The organism is Lentibacillus salinarum, assembly GCF_042679865.1.
GTDB classification, from domain to species: Bacteria; Bacillota; Bacilli; order Bacillales; family Amphibacillaceae; genus Lentibacillus; species Lentibacillus salinarum.
In genome coordinates, this window is sequence record NZ_JBHTNH010000002.1 from 45,572 (window position 1) to 63,106 (window position 17,535).

General features: G+C 43.5%; 18 protein-coding genes and 1 other annotated feature (1 of these 19 running past the window's edge). All 18 genes read left to right on the plus strand.

From position 1 onward, the window contains the following. Positions 1 to 52: 52 nt before the first annotated feature. The 18 genes from ACFQ4A_RS00985 to ACFQ4A_RS01070 all read left to right on the plus strand — a co-directional run bounded on the left by ACFQ4A_RS00985 (position 53) and on the right by ACFQ4A_RS01070 (position 17,375). Positions 53 to 1,534, plus strand: a complete 1,482-nt coding sequence (locus ACFQ4A_RS00985) for a UDP-N-acetylmuramoyl-L-alanyl-D-glutamate--2,6-diaminopimelate ligase (RefSeq protein ID WP_382396964.1) — start codon at positions 53 to 55, stop codon at positions 1,532 to 1,534. Continuing rightward, positions 1,534 to 2,901, plus strand: coding sequence for a UDP-N-acetylmuramoyl-tripeptide--D-alanyl-D-alanine ligase (locus ACFQ4A_RS00990; RefSeq protein WP_382396965.1), 1,368 nt, complete (start codon positions 1,534 to 1,536; stop codon positions 2,899 to 2,901). The genes ACFQ4A_RS00985 and ACFQ4A_RS00990 overlap by 1 nt, the downstream gene beginning before the upstream one ends. Before the next feature lie 54 nt (positions 2,902 to 2,955). Then, positions 2,956 to 3,924: a phospho-N-acetylmuramoyl-pentapeptide-transferase gene (mraY, locus tag ACFQ4A_RS00995; protein ID WP_382397507.1), complete on the plus strand. Its 969-nt coding sequence runs from the start codon at positions 2,956 to 2,958 to the stop codon at positions 3,922 to 3,924. Next, the gene (gene murD, locus ACFQ4A_RS01000; protein WP_382396966.1) at positions 3,921 to 5,270 is read left to right on the plus strand and encodes a UDP-N-acetylmuramoyl-L-alanine--D-glutamate ligase; all 1,350 of its coding nucleotides are present in this window, start codon (positions 3,921 to 3,923) and stop codon (positions 5,268 to 5,270) included. The genes mraY and murD overlap by 4 nt, the downstream gene beginning before the upstream one ends. A gap of 85 nt (positions 5,271 to 5,355) precedes the next feature. Continuing rightward, positions 5,356 to 6,468 (plus strand): stage V sporulation protein E, encoded by a 1,113-nt coding sequence (gene spoVE, locus ACFQ4A_RS01005; RefSeq protein WP_382396967.1) that lies wholly within the window; start codon positions 5,356 to 5,358, stop codon positions 6,466 to 6,468. 240 nt (positions 6,469 to 6,708) lie between these two features. Then, on the plus strand, positions 6,709 to 7,512 hold the full coding sequence (locus ACFQ4A_RS01010) for a cell division protein FtsQ/DivIB (RefSeq protein WP_382396968.1): 804 nt from the start codon (positions 6,709 to 6,711) through the stop codon (positions 7,510 to 7,512). 190 nt (positions 7,513 to 7,702) lie between these two features. Then, a complete protein-coding gene (ftsA, locus tag ACFQ4A_RS01015) occupies positions 7,703 to 8,983 on the plus strand; it encodes a cell division protein FtsA (protein WP_382396969.1) in 1,281 nt (426 codons plus the stop codon). A gap of 112 nt (positions 8,984 to 9,095) precedes the next feature. After that, entirely contained in the window at positions 9,096 to 10,235 is a 1,140-nt protein-coding gene (gene ftsZ, locus ACFQ4A_RS01020; protein ID WP_382396970.1) for a cell division protein FtsZ, read from the plus strand. A 281-nt stretch (positions 10,236 to 10,516) separates the two neighbouring features. Then, positions 10,517 to 11,488, plus strand: a complete 972-nt coding sequence (gene spoIIGA / locus ACFQ4A_RS01025; protein WP_382396971.1) for a sigma-E processing peptidase SpoIIGA — start codon at positions 10,517 to 10,519, stop codon at positions 11,486 to 11,488. A 75-nt stretch (positions 11,489 to 11,563) separates the two neighbouring features. Beyond that, positions 11,564 to 12,283: an RNA polymerase sporulation sigma factor SigE gene (sigE, locus tag ACFQ4A_RS01030; RefSeq protein ID WP_382396972.1), complete on the plus strand. Its 720-nt coding sequence runs from the start codon at positions 11,564 to 11,566 to the stop codon at positions 12,281 to 12,283. Between the two features lie 119 nt (positions 12,284 to 12,402). Beyond that, complete coding sequence (gene sigG, locus ACFQ4A_RS01035; RefSeq protein WP_382396973.1) at positions 12,403 to 13,182, plus strand: RNA polymerase sporulation sigma factor SigG; 780 nt, start codon at positions 12,403 to 12,405, stop codon at positions 13,180 to 13,182. Positions 13,183 to 13,415: 233 nt separating this feature from the next. Beyond that, the gene (locus ACFQ4A_RS01040) at positions 13,416 to 13,688 is read left to right on the plus strand and encodes a YlmC/YmxH family sporulation protein (protein ID WP_382396974.1); all 273 of its coding nucleotides are present in this window, start codon (positions 13,416 to 13,418) and stop codon (positions 13,686 to 13,688) included. A 55-nt stretch (positions 13,689 to 13,743) separates the two neighbouring features. Continuing rightward, entirely contained in the window at positions 13,744 to 14,553 is an 810-nt protein-coding gene (gene pgeF, locus ACFQ4A_RS01045) for a peptidoglycan editing factor PgeF (RefSeq protein WP_382396975.1), read from the plus strand. 25 nt (positions 14,554 to 14,578) lie between these two features. Beyond that, a complete protein-coding gene (locus ACFQ4A_RS01050; RefSeq protein WP_382396976.1) occupies positions 14,579 to 15,250 on the plus strand; it encodes a YggS family pyridoxal phosphate-dependent enzyme in 672 nt (223 codons plus the stop codon). A gap of 14 nt (positions 15,251 to 15,264) precedes the next feature. Further along, the gene (locus ACFQ4A_RS01055) at positions 15,265 to 15,699 is read left to right on the plus strand and encodes a cell division protein SepF (RefSeq protein ID WP_382396977.1); all 435 of its coding nucleotides are present in this window, start codon (positions 15,265 to 15,267) and stop codon (positions 15,697 to 15,699) included. 6 nt (positions 15,700 to 15,705) lie between these two features. Beyond that, entirely contained in the window at positions 15,706 to 15,969 is a 264-nt protein-coding gene (locus ACFQ4A_RS01060) for a YggT family protein (RefSeq protein WP_382396978.1), read from the plus strand. A 12-nt stretch (positions 15,970 to 15,981) separates the two neighbouring features. Further along, entirely contained in the window at positions 15,982 to 16,758 is a 777-nt protein-coding gene (locus ACFQ4A_RS01065) for a YlmH family RNA-binding protein (protein ID WP_382396979.1), read from the plus strand. 95 nt (positions 16,759 to 16,853) lie between these two features. Further along, positions 16,854 to 17,375 carry a DivIVA domain-containing protein gene (locus tag ACFQ4A_RS01070; RefSeq protein WP_382396980.1) on the plus strand — a complete coding sequence of 174 codons (522 nt, stop codon included), beginning with the start codon at positions 16,854 to 16,856 and terminating at the stop codon, positions 17,373 to 17,375. Positions 17,376 to 17,429: 54 nt separating this feature from the next. Continuing rightward, positions 17,430 to 17,535, plus strand: a binding site (T-box leader) (it continues 122 nt past the right edge of the window).

Genomic DNA, 17,535 nt, shown 5'->3' on the forward strand with positions numbered 1-17,535 from the left:
GATGCTGGTTACAGTATACAAATTCAGTTCAATGCAGAATAGGGTGATTGGAATGAAATTAACAGAATTACTATCTGTATTACCGTTTTATCATGTATCTGAAGCTATAGAAGGAATTGATATTAAAAAAATTGAAGCTGATTCAAGACAGGTCACGGATGGCAGCCTGTTCATTTGTATCGAAGGTTTCACAGTTGATGGCCATGATTTTGTTGAGCAGGCTGTCAGCAATGGTGCAACTGCCATATTAGCACAAAAAGAGGTGCAAGCGTCAGTGCCGGTCATCCGGTTGACAGACACATCGAGAGAAATGGCAAAACTAGCGTCCAAGTTTTACGGCTATCCAACCCGTCAATTCCCACTTATCGGTGTTACCGGGACAAATGGCAAAACCACGGTCACTTATTTGCTGGCGTCAATATTCAATCAGTTTGAAAAGAAGACTGGTATCATCGGAACTATTCAAATGAAAATCGGCGAGGATGCTTATCCGGTACATAATACCACCCCTGATGCTTTGTTTTTACAGAAGACCTTTCAAGAGATGAACAGGGAACATGTTGATACGGCCATTATGGAAGTATCGTCACATGCGTTGGACATGGGCCGTGTTCATGGCTGTGATTTCGATATAGCTGTGTTTACGAATCTGTCTCAGGACCATTTGGACTATCATCAGGATATGAACGATTACTTACACGCCAAAAGTCTTTTGTTTGCCCAGTTAGGGAATACTTATCATGAGAAACAAAAAAAATTTGCAGTCATAAACGAAGATGATCCGAACAGTCGTTTTCTGAAAAAAAGTACCGCCCAACATGTAATGACATACGGTTGTGATCATGAGGCACAGATAAGGGCAGAAGACATCCACATGGAAGTAACGAAAACGGCGTTCACGATGCATACGCCAGTTGGTTCTGTTCAGATAAACAGCAGCCTGATCGGCAAATTTAATGTATATAATATGCTGGCGGCAAGTGCAGCTGCCATATGTGCTGGTATCCCCCTTACTGTTATCAAGGACGCACTTGATAACATGTCTGGTGTGAACGGCCGGTTTCAGCCAGTTGATGGCAGTCGAGGGTTTGCAGCAGTTGTTGACTATGCACACACCCCCGATTCATTGGAAAATGTGCTGCAAACCATTAAAGGATTTGCAGAGAATCATGTCTATGTTGTCGTTGGCTGTGGCGGCGATCGTGATAAAACAAAGCGTCCGTTAATGGCGTCGATTGCATTGAAATATGCCGATCAGGCCATTTTAACGTCTGATAACCCCCGCACGGAGAATCCGATGGCGATTTTGGATGACATGACGGCTGGACTTCAAGATCGTAACTATTTGGTCATTGAAAACCGCCGCGAGGCCATATTCCATGCCATTAATCTGGCCGAAAAAGGTGATATCATCCTAATTGCCGGAAAAGGGCATGAAACGTATCAGGAAATCGGTCATACCCGGCATCATTTTGATGATCGTGAAGTGGCTCAAGAGGCCATTCAAGAACGGGATGTTAAGGAGAATCGCTGATGTTATTTACCACTGACTGGCTTGGTAATGTTTTGGCTGACAATAAAGAACCGACAAGGCAATCCATTGAGATCGCTGAGGTTGCCACCGATAGTCGAAAAAAAACTGAAAATGCATTGTTCGTGCCTCTAACAGGCGATCGTTTTGATGGTCATGATTATTTGGAGGAAGCCATTAATCAGGGGGCTGTTGCAGTCCTTTGGAATCAAACTAGGAAGCTGCCCGATTTTTTACCACCTGATTTTCTGGTTTTCTTTGTGGAAGATACGTTATCCGCATTGCAGCAGCTGGCACTGGCTTACCGTGATAAAGTGAACCCTGCTGTCATCGGTATAACGGGATCGAATGGCAAAACAACCACCAAAGACCTGATTGCTTCAGTCGTTGGGACATCGTTTAAAACCCATCATACAAAAGGTAATTTGAACAATCAGATCGGTGTTCCTTTAACCATTTTAGCGATGCCGCCGGATACCGAAGCGCTGGTCGTGGAAATGGGGATGAACCATGCCGGGGAGATCGAAACACTTAGCAATATAGCCAAACCTGACTATGCCGTGATTACGAACATTGGTGAATCCCATATCGAATATTTGGGCTCAAGAGAGGGCATCGCCGCAGCTAAACTGGAAATCGTCAAGGGAATGGCAAGCGAGGGACACTTATTGATAGACGGTGACGAACTGTTATTAAAACGGGTCCGCCAGCGGCACCGTGTGATGACATGTGGTTTTGATTCCGGCAATGATGTTTTTATCAAACAGGTGAACCTTACTCGGGATGCCACCCGGTTTCAGCTTTCAGACGGCGGGGAATATACCATCCCCTTGCTCGGAAGTCATCATGCCCTTAATGCTACGTTTGCCGTGACCATAGCCAGGCTGCTTGATATAGCCGGGGATAAGGTGAGGCAGGGATTGGCAGCATTAGCACAGACATCCATGCGGTTTGAAATCTTAAACGGCAGGAATGGTTCATCGATCATTAACGATGCCTATAATGCGTCACCGACGTCCATGAAGGCAAGTATTAACGTTGTGAACCGTCTTGAAGGATTCAGACAAAAAGTACTCGTTCTCGGTGATATATTTGAGCTTGGTGAACAATCCAAACCGCTTCACCGCTCGGTGGCAGACAGCATTGATCATTCGGTGGATGCTGTATTAACTTGTGGGGATGAATCTGCTGAAATTGCTTCGGCTGTCAAACACCAATACCCATCAGTCGACTCCCGGCATTTCACATCAAAGCAAGCGTTATTGAATGCCCTGGAGGCATATGTCGAAGCGGATACGCTTCTATTGTTCAAGGCTTCACGGGGCATGCAATTTGAATCGTTGGTTGAACAATTTTTAGATCCATCGTAACGGTCATGGACGGTTGCTGCAAGAGGAGGAGAAACAGTGAATATATATGTATTAATGATGACAATTGCCATATCATTTTTGATTACCGTCCTTCTATCACCCATTTTCATTCCTTTTCTACGACGATTGAAGTTTGGGCAAAGCATCCGGGAAGAAGGACCGCAATCACATATCAAAAAAACCGGCACCCCGACAATGGGTGGTATTATGATTGTCATCAGCGTGGCCATCACCTCCATCATCATGGTGAGTAAGTCCAATGACGGTTCGATAGGTTATGAAACGTGGCTGTTAATTTTTGTGCTGGTTGGTTACGGATTCCTGGGCTTTTTGGATGATTTCATTAAGGTTGCCATGAAACGGAATCTTGGTCTGACATCCAAACAAAAGATGATAGGCCAATTGGTGATTGCACTTGTCTTTTATTTTATTTTACATGTTAATGATTATGCTACCTACATCCAGATTCCTGGTACCTCTATCCAATGGGAGCTAGGCTGGGGATATGCACTGCTGACGATCGTTATGCTTGTTGGCGCATCCAACGCCGTCAATCTTACAGATGGGCTGGATGGTCTGCTGGCAGGTACCGCTGCCATAGCGTTCGGTGCATTTGCCATTCTGGCGTGGTATGGATTTCCGCAAAATGAGATCACAATCTTTGCGCTGGCAGCAGTTGGTGCCTTACTGGGCTTTTTAGTTTTTAACGCGCATCCTGCAAAAGTGTTCATGGGGGATACAGGCTCGTTAGCATTAGGTGGAGGCATTGCCGCTATTGCCATCTTGACAAAGCTGGAAATTATTTTAGTTATTATCGGCGGTGTCTTCGTTATTGAGACGATTTCGGTGATCATTCAGGTCATTTCGTTTAAGACAACAGGTAAAAGAATATTTAAAATGAGCCCGCTGCATCATCATTACGAATTGCTTGGATGGTCGGAATGGCGTGTCGTCACCACTTTCTGGATGATTGGTCTAATTTTTGCATCGCTTGGAATTTATATTGAGGTGTGGATAGTTTGAAAGAACTGATGAATTTCCCGTATGGCCATATACTCGTCCTGGGTCTGGCGAAAAGTGGGACCGCTGCTGCTAGGCTTTTACTGCAAAGCGGACGAAATGTTCGTGTCAATGATAAAAATACAACCCCTGATGATAAAGTTGTCCGAGAATTAGAGGCTATGGGTGCGGAGGTGATAACCGGCTCTCATCCATTATCCGTACTTAAAGACGTTGATGTCATCGTCAAAAACCCGGGGATACCTTATGACATGCCGTTATTGCAGAAAGCCCAAAGCTTGGATATTCCGATAATAACTGAAATCGAGCTAGCCGGTTACTTGTCGGATACCTCTATAATTGGCATTACCGGTTCCAACGGCAAAACAACGACGACTACATTGACAACGGAAATGCTGCAGAAAAGTGACCAGGCAGTTAAAATCGCCGGCAACATCGGTTTTGTTGCAACAGAGGTTGCTCAATCACTGACTCAGGATGAGAAAATGGTTCTGGAACTATCGTCGTTTCAATTACTGGGGGTTAAAACGTTTAAACCTAAAATAGCGGTTCTCTTAAATATTTTTCAGGCCCATCTTGATTATCATAAAACATTTGAAAACTATAAGAATGCCAAATGTAATATTTTTGCCAATCAAACGGCTGATGATTATCTAATTTATAATGCTGACAATTTGATTGTGGCGGAGGCGGTTATTTCTGCCAGCTCGACCAAAGTTCCCTTTTCTTTGAAAAAGCGGCTTGAAAATGGAGCGTGGGCAGATGATACGAGCATCTACTTCAAGAACGAAAAAATGATCGATAAGCAGGATATTGTGCTGGCTGGCGATCATAACCTTGAAAACATCCTTGCTGCCATCAGTGCAGCAAAGCTGTCCGGTGCCGGCAATCAAGCGATTTATAACGTCCTTTCGACATTTGCCGGGGTGAAGCACCGACTCCAATTCGTGGAAAACATTAACGACCGGTTATTTTACAATGATTCCAAGGCGACGAATATGCTGGCGACACAAAAAGCATTAACGTCGTTTCAGCAGCCTGTTATCCTGATTGCCGGCGGGCTTGACCGCGGCAATGACTTTGCTGCTTTAAAGCCATATCTGGAAAATGTAAAAGGTATGGTTCTAATCGGTGAAACACAAGATAAACTGAGACGGGTAGCGCTCGAAGCGGGGATTCCCGGCATAAATACAGCAGACAGTATGGCGGATGCGGTCAAGCAAGCATATAATCTGTCACAAAGCAATGATGTCATTTTGCTTTCGCCGGCCTGTGCGAGCTGGGATCAGTATCAAACTTTTGAAGAAAGAGGAGACATGTTTATACAAGCCGTGCATACATTGTTGTAGGGGCTTGTATAAGCAGATGCCGGAAGTCAGAGGTCAGAAATGCTGGAAGCCCCTATTCCAATCGATGTGGAAACGGGGTGTTTTTTTGTTTCGCCGACTCTTTACATCCAAATTTGCGCCTGATTATACGCTGCTGGGTGTCATATTATTATTGCTTTTAATTGGAGCTCTTATGGTATACAGCTCATCTTACGTATGGGCTGACTATAAGTACGCAGATCAATTTTTTTACCTTAAGCGCCAGCTACTGTTTTGCGGCGCCGGTGTTGTCGGCATGTTTTTGGTGATGGCGATTCCGTACAGTGCGTGGAAAAAATACAGTAAACCTATTTTGTTCATTTGTTTTGTGTTGTTGCTGGCCGTCCTTATTCCCGGAATCGGGATGGAGCGGGGTGGGGCACAAAGCTGGATTGGAATTGGAGCATTCAGCATTCAGCCGGCCGAATTCATGAAGTTGGGATTAATTATTTTTCTGGCAGTCTTTCTGTCGTCGCGGCAAAAGTATATCACTTCTTTTAAAAAAGGCTTTTTCCCATCGCTTATCCTGGTGTTTACAGCTTTTGGACTCATTATGCTGCAACCGGATCTCGGTACAGGTGTTGTGCTGGTTGGAACGTGTATGATCATGATTTATACTGCCGGAGCCAGGGTCATCCATTTTGTGGGCCTTGCTGCCATAGGTGTTGTCGGCTTACTTTTACTGATTCTGTCAGCACCATACCGGATAAGTCGTATTACTGCCTTTATCAATCCGTGGCAGGATCCATTAGGGGATGGTTTCCAGATTATCCAGTCATTATACGCCGTCGGGCCGGGCGGATTAATGGGACTCGGTTTAGGCGAAAGTATTCAAAAGTATTTTTATTTGCCGGAACCGCAGAATGACTTTATTTTCTCGATAATCGGCGAGGAACTGGGCTTTTTGGGCGGCACCTTTGTGATTGGTCTGTTTGCATTGTTGTTTTGGCGCGGTATTAAAGTGGCATTGGAGGCACCGGATGCCCATGGCAGGTTTCTTGCACTGGGGATTGTATCCATGTTGACCATTCAGGTTATGATAAATATCAGTGTTGTCATCGGGCTGATTCCTGTTACGGGCATTACCCTTCCATTCCTAAGCTATGGTGGTTCATCACTGACTTTGACACTTTGTTCGGCAGGGATTTTGTTAAATATCAGCAGGTATTCGAGATTATAGGAATCTTACAGAAAAATTAAAGCCAATCTGGTACAAGATGACTACGTATTTTATGAAAATATATGGTATAATTTAATTAACAATAGCGAAAACGGCATGAGACGATGCCGTTTTATTCTTGAAATTGTCAGATAGCGGATTTTTTGTAAATAATTGGAATAAAAACGTATTTTGCCAAACCAACAAATGATTAAGCCGTATTTTCCAGATTAATTATGAAAAGACAAGGGAAGAAATAGAATGGGCAAAAAAAAGGTCGTTTCAATTGAAGATCGCATACCAACGCTGAAACAGGAACGAAAAAAGAAAGCAAATCGACGTCTTATCTTCTATCTTTCTATTTTTTTCTTTTTAATTTCCATCATCGTCTATTTGCAATCACCATTAAGTCATGTCAAAACGATTGATATTTCCGGTAATTCACTTGTCAAGAACGAAGAAGTGCTTGAAACGTCCGATATTCGTAACGGCATGAATATATGGACCATCAATAAATCAGATGTCACCCAGGCGCTGCAGGAAAACCCGGTTATTCAGCGGGCAGAAGTTGATCGGAAGCTGCCCTGGACAATTGACATTAACATTACGGAGGCAGACCTTGTCGGTTATGTCAAACAGGAAGCGAAGCACTACCCGGTTTTGGGAACTGGAAATGTATTGCAGGAGCGTGAACAGCAGTATGCCAGCGGGCAGGCGCCATTGCTTCTCAAGTTTTCAGATGAAGCCTATTTACAACAAATGGCACAGGAGTTGGCTGATTTGCCCGCGAGTATTGTGCAGCTGATATCTGAAATCCATTGGCAGCCAAGTGACGACAATCAGCATAAAATTTTGCTTTACATGAATGATGGCTATATCGTAGACAGCACCATTCGGCGTTTTGCCGAAAATATGCGTGTTTACCCTTCAATTGTTTCGCAGCTTGACCCTGAAAGCGAGGGGGTTATTCACATTGGTGCCGGTGTTTATTTTGAAGCGTTCAATTCAGGCGCGGCAGAGTCTCCGGATGATGAACAGAAGACCGGGGATGCCGATGCCCAATAAGCAGTTACTGAATAAAATGAAGAAAATTAAAGGATTTACTGTTTTTTTATCGAATTAATTAATATATATTTTCTTTTTACGATTCTTCCTTTAAAATAATAGATTACAGGCTTATATAATCGAATAGAGAAATCATCTGATTAAACGGAAGGCAACAGATCAGATGCTTCTGACCAGGAGGTGCCTTGCTTTGAACAACAGCGAAATACTAGTAAGTCTTGATATAGGTACATCAAAAATAAAAGTTATTATAGGCGAAGTATTAAATGATTCCCTGAACATTATTGGCGTGGGCACAGCTGCATCAAACGGCATGAAAAAAGGTGCGATTGTTGACATAGACCAAACGGTCCAGTCCATCCGTAATGCTGTGGAACAGGCAGAACGAATGGTCGGGATGCAAATCGACAGTGTCGTCGTTGGCGTCAGCGGCAATCACATCCAGCTACAGCCATGCCATGGGGTTGTGGCTGTCCAGAGTGAGAACCGTGAGATTGGAGATGAAGATATCAAGCGGGTGATTGATGGGGCTCAAGTTATTTCCATTCCGCCTGAACGGGAAATTATTGATGTTACACCGAAACAATTCATTGTTGACGGACTAGACGAAATTACCGATCCGCGCGGTATGATTGGCGTTAGACTAGAAATGGAAGGGACCATCATTACATGCTCCAAAACCGTTTTACATAACCTGCTGAAATGTGTGGAACGTGCAGGGCTGAGTATTTCGGATATTTGTTTACAGTCGCTTTCAGCGGGAACAGTGGCTTTATCAAAAGATGAAAAAAATCTTGGCGTCACATTGATCGATATTGGCGGTGGGTCCACGACCGTTTCTGTTTATGAAAACGATCATTTGGCTGGCACCAGCGTTGTCCAGCTGGGTGGCGATAACATTACAAAAGATTTGTCAATCGGTTTACGAACATCAACGGAAGAGGCTGAAGATGTCAAACTGAACCATGGACATGCCTTTTTTGATGATGCCCGGGAAGATGAAACCTTCGATGTGTCGATCATCGGCAGTAATCATAAAGAAACATATAACCAGCTGCAGATTGCCGATATGATCGAAGCCAGATTGGAGGAAATCTATGCTTACGCTGAACGGGAAATCCGGCGCATGGGTTACCAGCAATTACCTGGTGGATATGTTCTGACAGGTGGTACAATGAAAATGCCGGGCGTTATGGAACTAGCACAAGATTTGTTTCAGTCAAATATCCGGATTGCGATACCAGACTACATAGGTGTAAGAGAACCGCAATTTACTGCGGGAGTAGGTATCTTGCAATTTGCTCATCGTAATGCGAAAATACAAGGAAAAGATTTGTTACCTTCTGTTGTCGTTAATCAGAATGAATCGAAACCAAAACGTACGAAAAACTCCGGAAGTTCTGACACCTCCGCGAAACCGAAGAAAAAGGAATCGGGAATCGCTAACTTGTTCAAATATTTCTTTGATTAAGTAGAGAGAGTTTACGAATGTTTGTGGGTTAATGGGGTTTCGGGATATTGCCCAACCACCACTCGATCGTATTTAATGCGTTGTAATTCAGCATATTAGGAGGAACGGATGTATGTTAGAGTTTGAAACGAATATGGACCAACTGGCAACGATAAAAGTTATTGGTGTTGGCGGAGGCGGCACCAATGCTGTTAACCGCATGATTGAACACGGTGTTGAAGGCGTGGAATTCATTGCTGTCAACACAGATGCCCAGGCTTTGAATCTGGCAAAGGCTGAAACGAAACTGCAAATCGGTGGAAAGCTGACACGCGGTTTAGGTGCCGGCGCCAATCCGGAAGTAGGCCGAAAAGCTGCCGAAGAAAATAAGGAACAATTGGAAGAAGCGTTACAGGGTGCTGACATGATTTTCGTCACGGCTGGTATGGGCGGCGGAACCGGAACAGGTGCGGCACCCGTGATTGCACAAATCGCCAAGGAGCTTGGTGCTTTAACAGTAGGTGTCGTAACACGTCCATTCACGTTTGAAGGGAAAAGACGATCAACCCAGGCGGTTTCCGGTATTGATTCATTGAAAACCAATGTGGATACACTGATTGTCATTCCGAATGATCGTCTCCTAGAAATCGTTGATAAAAATACACCTATGCTGGAAGCGTTCCGTGAAGCCGACAATGTATTGCGTCAAGGTGTACAAGGCATTTCCGACTTGATTGCCAAGCCCGGTCTGATCAACGTGGACTTTGCCGATGTGAAAACCATCATGTTCGACAAAGGTTCCGCCTTAATGGGAATCGGAATTGCCACAGGTGAAAACCGCGCAGCGGAAGCCGCTAAAAAAGCCATATCGTCACCCCTGCTGGAAACGTCAATCGATGGTGCGCATGGTATCTTGATGAACATTACAGGTGGTACCAATCTGAGCCTTTATGAAGTCCAGGAAGCTGCCGATCTCGTCACATCAGCCGCCGATAACGAGGTGAATGTGATCTTTGGATCGGTCATTAACGAAAATCTTAAGGATGAAATTATTGTTACAGTGATTGCAACCGGATTCGTTGAGAGTCAGCAAGAAGAGGGACAACCCCGCCAACGTCCGGTTATTAACCATAATCAGCAGGCAGCAACAAGATCTTCCGATGAGTCACCGTCACCGCGTGAGCAGGAACAGAATCAGCAAAGCCGCCCGAGCACGCAAGAAGAGGAACTGGATATCCCTACCTTTTTACGGAATCGCAACCGCAACCGGTAAAGTAAAACGCCATTCAGCGGATGCTTTTCCCGTTGAAGAACAGAATAATCTTATGATAGGCAATCGGATGACGTCCGGTTGTCTTTTTAATTTTAATTGACATCAAAAGTCATTCAGCAACCTCACCATGCATTTAACCCCAACGAATTGGAATCCAAGGCAAGATTTCGCTGTTACGACACGATATGTGATAAGTAGTTAAAATTAGCCCCACTAACCCTACATAAATTGACAGACTTTGCTGCCCAATGCCACTATACTTTCTGGTAGAAAGCTTTTAAATGTTTAGACCGACTATTAAAGATTACGAAACAGGAAAGGAAGAACCATGTGTGACCATTTATCTTGATGCTGTCTGGCTTTTGAATTTGTTCCTGGATATGATGTTGCTTATGCTGACACAGGCACTGGCAAAAGACAGCACGAGAAAACTCAGAGTCATGTTTGGAGCGTTCATTGCTTCATTATTGGTGCCGCTGTCCATTTATTATCCTGAATCATTTTTTACGAGTCTGATAGGTAAACTGCTGTATTCGGTCATTATTATTGTATGCAGTTTTCGAATTTATGCATTCTATCAGCTGGCTAAACTGCTGCTTTTATTTTATTTCACAACATTTGCGATAGGGGGTGGATTGATCGCCATACACTTTCTATTCCAAAATCCGGTTGGTTTGTCAACAAACGGGGTGCTCACATTCAGCAGCGGTTATGGAGATCCAATCAGCTGGCTGTTTGTTGCGATCGGGTTTCCGCTTGTGTGGTATTTTACAAAAAACCGTATGGACAAGCATGCTGCGGAAAAAATCCGGTATGATCAATTATGCCCGATCACCATTCAGATTGAGCAGATCAGTTATGCAACAACCGCTTATATTGACAGCGGCAATCAGCTGTCAGATCCATTGACGAAAAAACCGGTGATCGTGTGTGATGAATATTTTTTAACACAATGGTTTTCAGAAGATGAATGGGAAATGCTGAAAGCTGCCCACGACGATTTGGATTTTAGCCGTGTGCCAAATGGCTGGGAAAAACGGCTTCAGATCGTCCCGTTTCAGGGTGTTGAAGGCAACCGCACATTTATGCTGGCTATTAAGCCGGATCATATCACAATTGTCTATAGTGATGAAGCGATTAGGACACGTAAGGTTCTGATCGGCATTCAATTTGCCGGGCTGACCAAAGATCAATCCTATCATTGCTTACTCCATCCGGAAATTATAAAAAATGCCGCACCTGTATCCGCATAATGGCAAATGATGCAACGAATTAGACAATGGTGGCTTATACTGCCATCGAAAAAAGCTAAAAAGGAGCGACTTAATTTGAAACTTATCAGACTTCGGATGCGTTTATGGTGGTATAAAATACTATTTAAACTGGGCCTCAAAACAGACGAAATTTATTACATAGGTGGCAGTGAAGCTCTTCCGCCGCCATTATCAAAAGAAGAAGAAAAACGCTTGTTGGAATTGCTTCCTGAAGGTGATAAATCCGCCAGAGCCATGCTCATTGAACGAAACCTACGTCTGGTTGTCTACATTGCCCGAAAGTTTGAAAACACCGGGATCAATATTGAAGATCTGATCAGTATTGGTACTATCGGGCTGATCAAAGCTGTCAATACATTCAATCCCGAAAAGAAAATAAAGCTGGCAACTTATGCTTCCAGATGTATCGAAAATGAAATATTAATGTATTTAAGACGGAATAATAAACTTAAGTCTGAGGTTTCCTTTGATGAGCCTTTAAATATTGACTGGGACGGCAACGAATTGTTGTTGTCAGATGTTCTCGGTACAGATGAGGATATCATTACCCGGGACATTGAAACCAATGTGGATAAACGTTTGCTAAAAAATGCTCTTTCGCAACTTAATCCCCGGGAAAAGCAAATAATGGAACTTCGCTTCGGCCTAGTCGGTCAGGAAGAAAAAACACAAAAAGATGTGGCGGATATGTTAGGTATTTCACAGTCTTATATTTCCCGTCTGGAGAAAAAGATCATCCGCCGTCTGCAAAAAGAATTTAATAAAATGGTCTGACTTACGCCGACGTGATTTGAAGGCATCTTAATAGGATGTATCGCCAGGCCTAATTGCATAAAAACCCTCCTATGGGGAGATACTGCTCATGAACAGCATCTCCACTGGGAGGGTAGAATATGACAAAACATAAAGTAGAAATTTGCGGCGTTGATACATCAAAACTACCTGTATTAAAAAATGACGAAATGCGTGAATTATTCAAGCGAATGCAAGATGGTGATCTATCAGCAAGGGAAGAATTGGTAAATGGCAATTTACGTCTCGTATTAAGTGTTATCCAGCGATTCAATAACCGCGGTGAGTATGGTGATGATTTATTCCAGGTTGGTTGTATTGGACTCATGAAGTCAATTGATAATTTTGATTTAGGCCATAATGTCAAGTTTTCCACTTACGCTGTCCCAATGATCATCGGTGAAATCAGACGCTATCTGCGTGACAACAATCCAATCAGAGTATCAAGGTCTTTGCGTGATACGGCTTATAAGGCACTTCAAGTCAGGGAAAAATTAATCAGTAAAACCTCCAAAGAGCCAACAGCCATGGAAATAGCCGAAGAAATGGATGTTGATCATTCCGATATTGTATTTGCCATGGATGCCATCCAGGATCCTGTCTCGCTTTTTGAACCAATTTATAACGATGGCGGAGACCCGATCTATGTCATGGATCAATTGAGCGATGATAAAGATAAAGACTCCCTGTGGGTCGATAAGCTTTCATTGAAAGAAGGAATGTATCAGCTTAATGAACGTGAAAAGACCATATTGAACAAACGCTTTTTTCAGGGTAAAACCCAAATGGAAGTGGCTGATGAAATCGGGATATCTCAAGCCCAGGTTTCCCGTCTGGAAAAAGCGGCCATCGACCAAATGAACAAAGAAATGTTTGAATAACGAAAGCAAGAAGCCCCCCAGTCTTTCTGGTCCACCTGACCACAGAGGGGGGACCCACTTACGTTCTATAACAACTATCGACCCCAAATCCAATTTGGGGTCATTTCTTTGTCAAAAATAATGATATTTTCAACGCCCCCTTTATGGTTTTTTAGACGATTGTATTCTTAAAGGCGGCATAATATTTTGCTCATCCGGCTGCATATAATGCAGTAATAAGGCAGGTGAATCTGGTGATAACGTTATCGGAGTTGCAAATAAAAGAAGTCATCATCATGAATAGCGGCAAAAGGCTCGGCCACATATCCGATCTGGAAATTGACGGTGACCGGGGGAGGATTACAGCTTTGGTGCTTGTTGTAAAAGATAAAGCATCCGGTTTTTTTAGTAAATCGGATGAAATGATTATCCCCTGGGATCATATTGAAGTCATCGGGACGGACGTCATCCTAATCAGAGAAATAGCCACACCAACGCTTTATTCAGATCAGCAATTGCTCGAATAACTGCTGAAATATGATAAAATAGTACAAGTATAAAGCGTGGTTAGGGGGCACATACATGACAGAACCATTCCGTCAGCAGACAGGCATGAATTTCGCCATCGCTAAATGGCAGCGGTTGAATCCCAATCTGAAGGCAGGTTTTACAACACGGAACGGTGGTAATAGTGAAACGCCTTTTGTTTCATTGAATCTTGGTTTACACGTAGCAGATGATTGGGCGAAGGTCATTGCCAATAGACGAAAATTGGCCGAGACTGTCCAATTTCCACTGGAGTCCTGGGTTTCCGGTGAACAGATACACCAGACAGATGTTCATACGGTAACTGAAGAAGATAAGGGAAAAGGTGCAGCAAACTATACGACATCGCTAAAAGGGATTGATGGCTTGATAACAAATCAAACAGGCATCCTTTGCACGGCATTTTTTGCTGATTGCGTTCCGGTTTACTTTTTTGATCCTGTCACAGGATATATTGGCATTGCTCATGCTGGATGGAAAGGAACCGTCCACGGCATTTGTCAAAAGATGGTAGAAGCATTGCATTCTGCGGATGCTGACCCGGCTGATATACGTGTTACAATTGGACCATGCATCTCTCGCGACGCTTATGAAGTGGATGAGCACGTCATAGGCCATATTCCAGGTGATTTACGTGAAAAAACGGTGACACCTCGGGGAAACAATCGCTTTTTGCTTGACTTGAAACAGTTAAACATCGAAATCCTTTTACAACAAGGGGTTTTACGTCATAATATAGATGTAACAAATTATTGCACATTCCGCGATGAATTATTATTTTTCTCGCACCGACGTGAACAGGGACAAACAGGAAGAATGCTTGGTTATATAGGTTATGAAAAATGATTAATGGGGGAGGACGGAGGCTATAATGGATGTAGCAACCAATTTGCGTCAAATTCAATATAATATTGAACAAGCTTGCGCCAAACGTAATCGGAATCCTGAAGAAATCACCATCATTGGTGTGACGAAATATGTTACAATTGAACGAACAGAAGAAGCCATCAAAGCAGGTATTACAAATCTTGGCGAAAATCGGCTGGAAGGCTTTTTGGAAAAGCATGCATACATACAGGATCAGGCATCATGGCATTTTATCGGTACGTTACAGTCGAGGAAAGTTAAAGACGTCGTCGGCAAGGTTGATGCCATTCATTCCTTGGACCGGATATCACTGGCCAAGGAGATCAATAAACGTGCCGCTGAACCGGTGGACTGCTTTGTCCAGGTGAATGTGAGCGGGGAAGATACCAAACATGGTCTTAACCCTGACGACACACTGTCATTCATTAAACAGCTGGAAGCGTTTGAAAATGTGCGGGTGGTGGGACTGATGACGATGGCACCGCATAGTGATGACGCGCAATATTTGCGTGGTGTTTTCAGACGATTGGCTTCTTTGCGGAATACCGTTAAGGCGGAGCAACTGCCATATGCCCCTTGTAACGATTTGTCTATGGGCATGAGCAATGATTACCAGCTTGCAGTGGAAGAGGGCGCAACACATATCCGAGTCGGATCCGAGCTGGTCGGGTCCTAAAACGGGGTGATATGATGAGCATTAAAAATAAAATCAAGACATTTTTCACAATGGAAGACGACTATGAGTATATGGAACAGGAGGAAGCGGTCAATCCGTATGAAGCACCGGCAGCGCAGCGAACCAAAAATGGCAACGTGGTGAACTTAACAACGATGCAAGGACCCACATCGAAAGTCGTGTTATGTGAACCGCGTACTTATAGTGAGGCACAGGAAATTGCCGACAATGTTGTCAATAAACGGGCCGTCGTTATTAATCTGCAACGGGTTGATCATCAGCAGGCAAAACGAATTGTTGATTTTCTCAGCGGTACGGTATATGCGGTTGATGGTGATATCCAGAAACTTGGTGCTGAAACATTTCTGTGTGCACCGGACAATGTTGACGTATCCGGAACCATTACCGATTCAATGGTTGAAGAAGACGAATACAGTAAAGGATGGTAGGAAACGATGCAATCACTACTCAGTTTATTATTACTGGCATTGGAACTTTATAGTTTCGCCCTGATTATTTATATATTTATGTCCTGGTTTCCGGGAGCACGTGAATCGTCATTTGGTGTGTTTTTGGCCAAAATTTGCGAACCGTATTTGGAACCTTTCCGACGTATCATCCCGCCGATCGGCATGATTGATATTTCCCCGATTGTGGCTATTTTTGTTCTATATTTTGCCAGAGTGTTCGGTCTGCCTGTCCTGATCGGCTGGTTCTAGAGGTTAAAATAAATGGACATCTACCAGCATTTCCGAAAAGAGGAACATCCGTTTATTGACCAGGTGTTGTCATGGATGGATCAGGTTGAAAAAACGTTTCAAGTGAGGCTCACCGATTTCCTTGACCCGCGGGAACAGCAAATCGTTGATATGTTGGCGGGGACAAGCATGGAGGATTTGCAAGTTCATACGCATGGCGGCAGCCAAAATGCCGAACGGAAACGGGTCATTATTGCACCGCTGTACGAGGACGTCACTGAAGATATCTTTCAGCTGACCTTATTGCAGGGTTCTTACCATACAAAATTTGTGACGCTCAGCCATCGTGATGTGATGGGCGCATTTATGTCTTTAGGCATTAAACGACAAAAACTGGGCGATATCATAGTTGAAGATGGGTTGATTCAAATCATGACGGCGGATGAAATTGCTCCCTATGTGCTCACAAATTTGACGGATATTAAACATACGACAATAAAGCTGGAAGAAGAACCGCTTTTATCTGCGCTGGAAAGAGAAATCAACTGGGTGGAATCCGATCATATTGTCTCCTCGCTCAGGCTGGACACGGTAGTGAAGGCCATCTATCGTTTGTCCCGTAAAGAGGCAGCAGAGATGATTACAAAAGGAAACGTGAAAGTGAATTATAAAGTGACCGATGATCGCAAATTCGTTTTGGAAACGGGCGATATGCTTTCATTGCGAGGCAAAGGCAGAAGTAAATTGATCAGGATCAATGGTCGAACCAAAAAAGATAAGGTCAGTATCACCACAGCGCTATTAAAATAATTTGGACAGTTTGCAGGAATTTTGGTGTTCTTGTCGAAATAACATATATGTCTTGATAGATTTATCGAGAAAAACCGCTTAAGGAGGTGGCCTGTATGTCATTAACACCGCTGGACATTCATAATAAAGAATTTACGAGAGGCTTTCGCGGCTATGATGAGGATGAAGTCAATGAATTTTTGGATCAAGTGATTAAAGATTATGAAATGACCATCCGCGAAAAAAAAGATTTACAGGAAAAAGTGGACCAGTTAAATGAAAAGCTGGGACATTTCACGAATATCGAAAGTACATTGAATAATTCCATTTTAATTGCACAGGAAACAGCTGAAGAATTGAAAGGCAACGCCCAGAAGGAAGCAAAATTGATTATCAAGGAAGCTGAAAAAAATGCGGACCGGATTGTGAATGAATCATTGAATAAATCACGCCGGATTGAAATGGATATTGAGGAATTGAAGAAACAGGCAAAAGTGTTCCGGACCCGGCTGAAAATGATGGTAGAAGCCCAGCTTGATGTCATTGATGCAGGTGACTGGGATGATTTATTTGGTGAGGAAGCAGATACGGAAGGGGAAACAGAGGAAATGGGCGATTACGCCGAAACCAAAGCATAGGCGATAGACCTTGACGTTTGCTCGTTATTTACATATAATGCTCTTATATTAATATGCCATATGATGACGGAGACAGTAGGATGCTGACTTGTCCAGCGAATCAGGAACTGGTGAAAGCCTGAAACAGTGCGGCATTCTGAACATCACTCCCGAGTATCCA

Coding starts and splice junctions, on each gene's coding strand:
- ACFQ4A_RS00985 (WP_382396964.1), top strand. CDS start 53: ATGAAATTAACAGAATTACTATCTGTATTACCGTTTTATCATGTATCT.
- ACFQ4A_RS00990 (WP_382396965.1), top strand. CDS start 1,534: ATGTTATTTACCACTGACTGGCTTGGTAATGTTTTGGCTGACAATAAA.
- mraY (WP_382397507.1), top strand. CDS start 2,956: ATGATGACAATTGCCATATCATTTTTGATTACCGTCCTTCTATCACCC.
- ACFQ4A_RS01010 (WP_382396968.1), top strand. CDS start 6,709: ATGGGCAAAAAAAAGGTCGTTTCAATTGAAGATCGCATACCAACGCTG.
- ftsZ (WP_382396970.1), top strand. CDS start 9,096: ATGTTAGAGTTTGAAACGAATATGGACCAACTGGCAACGATAAAAGTT.
- spoIIGA (WP_382396971.1), top strand. CDS start 10,517: ATGTTTAGACCGACTATTAAAGATTACGAAACAGGAAAGGAAGAACCA.
- sigG (WP_382396973.1), top strand. CDS start 12,403: ATGACAAAACATAAAGTAGAAATTTGCGGCGTTGATACATCAAAACTA.
- pgeF (WP_382396975.1), top strand. CDS start 13,744: ATGACAGAACCATTCCGTCAGCAGACAGGCATGAATTTCGCCATCGCT.
- ACFQ4A_RS01050 (WP_382396976.1), top strand. CDS start 14,579: ATGGATGTAGCAACCAATTTGCGTCAAATTCAATATAATATTGAACAA.
- ACFQ4A_RS01055 (WP_382396977.1), top strand. CDS start 15,265: ATGAGCATTAAAAATAAAATCAAGACATTTTTCACAATGGAAGACGAC.
- ACFQ4A_RS01060 (WP_382396978.1), top strand. CDS start 15,706: ATGCAATCACTACTCAGTTTATTATTACTGGCATTGGAACTTTATAGT.
- ACFQ4A_RS01065 (WP_382396979.1), top strand. CDS start 15,982: ATGGACATCTACCAGCATTTCCGAAAAGAGGAACATCCGTTTATTGAC.
- ACFQ4A_RS01070 (WP_382396980.1), top strand. CDS start 16,854: ATGTCATTAACACCGCTGGACATTCATAATAAAGAATTTACGAGAGGC.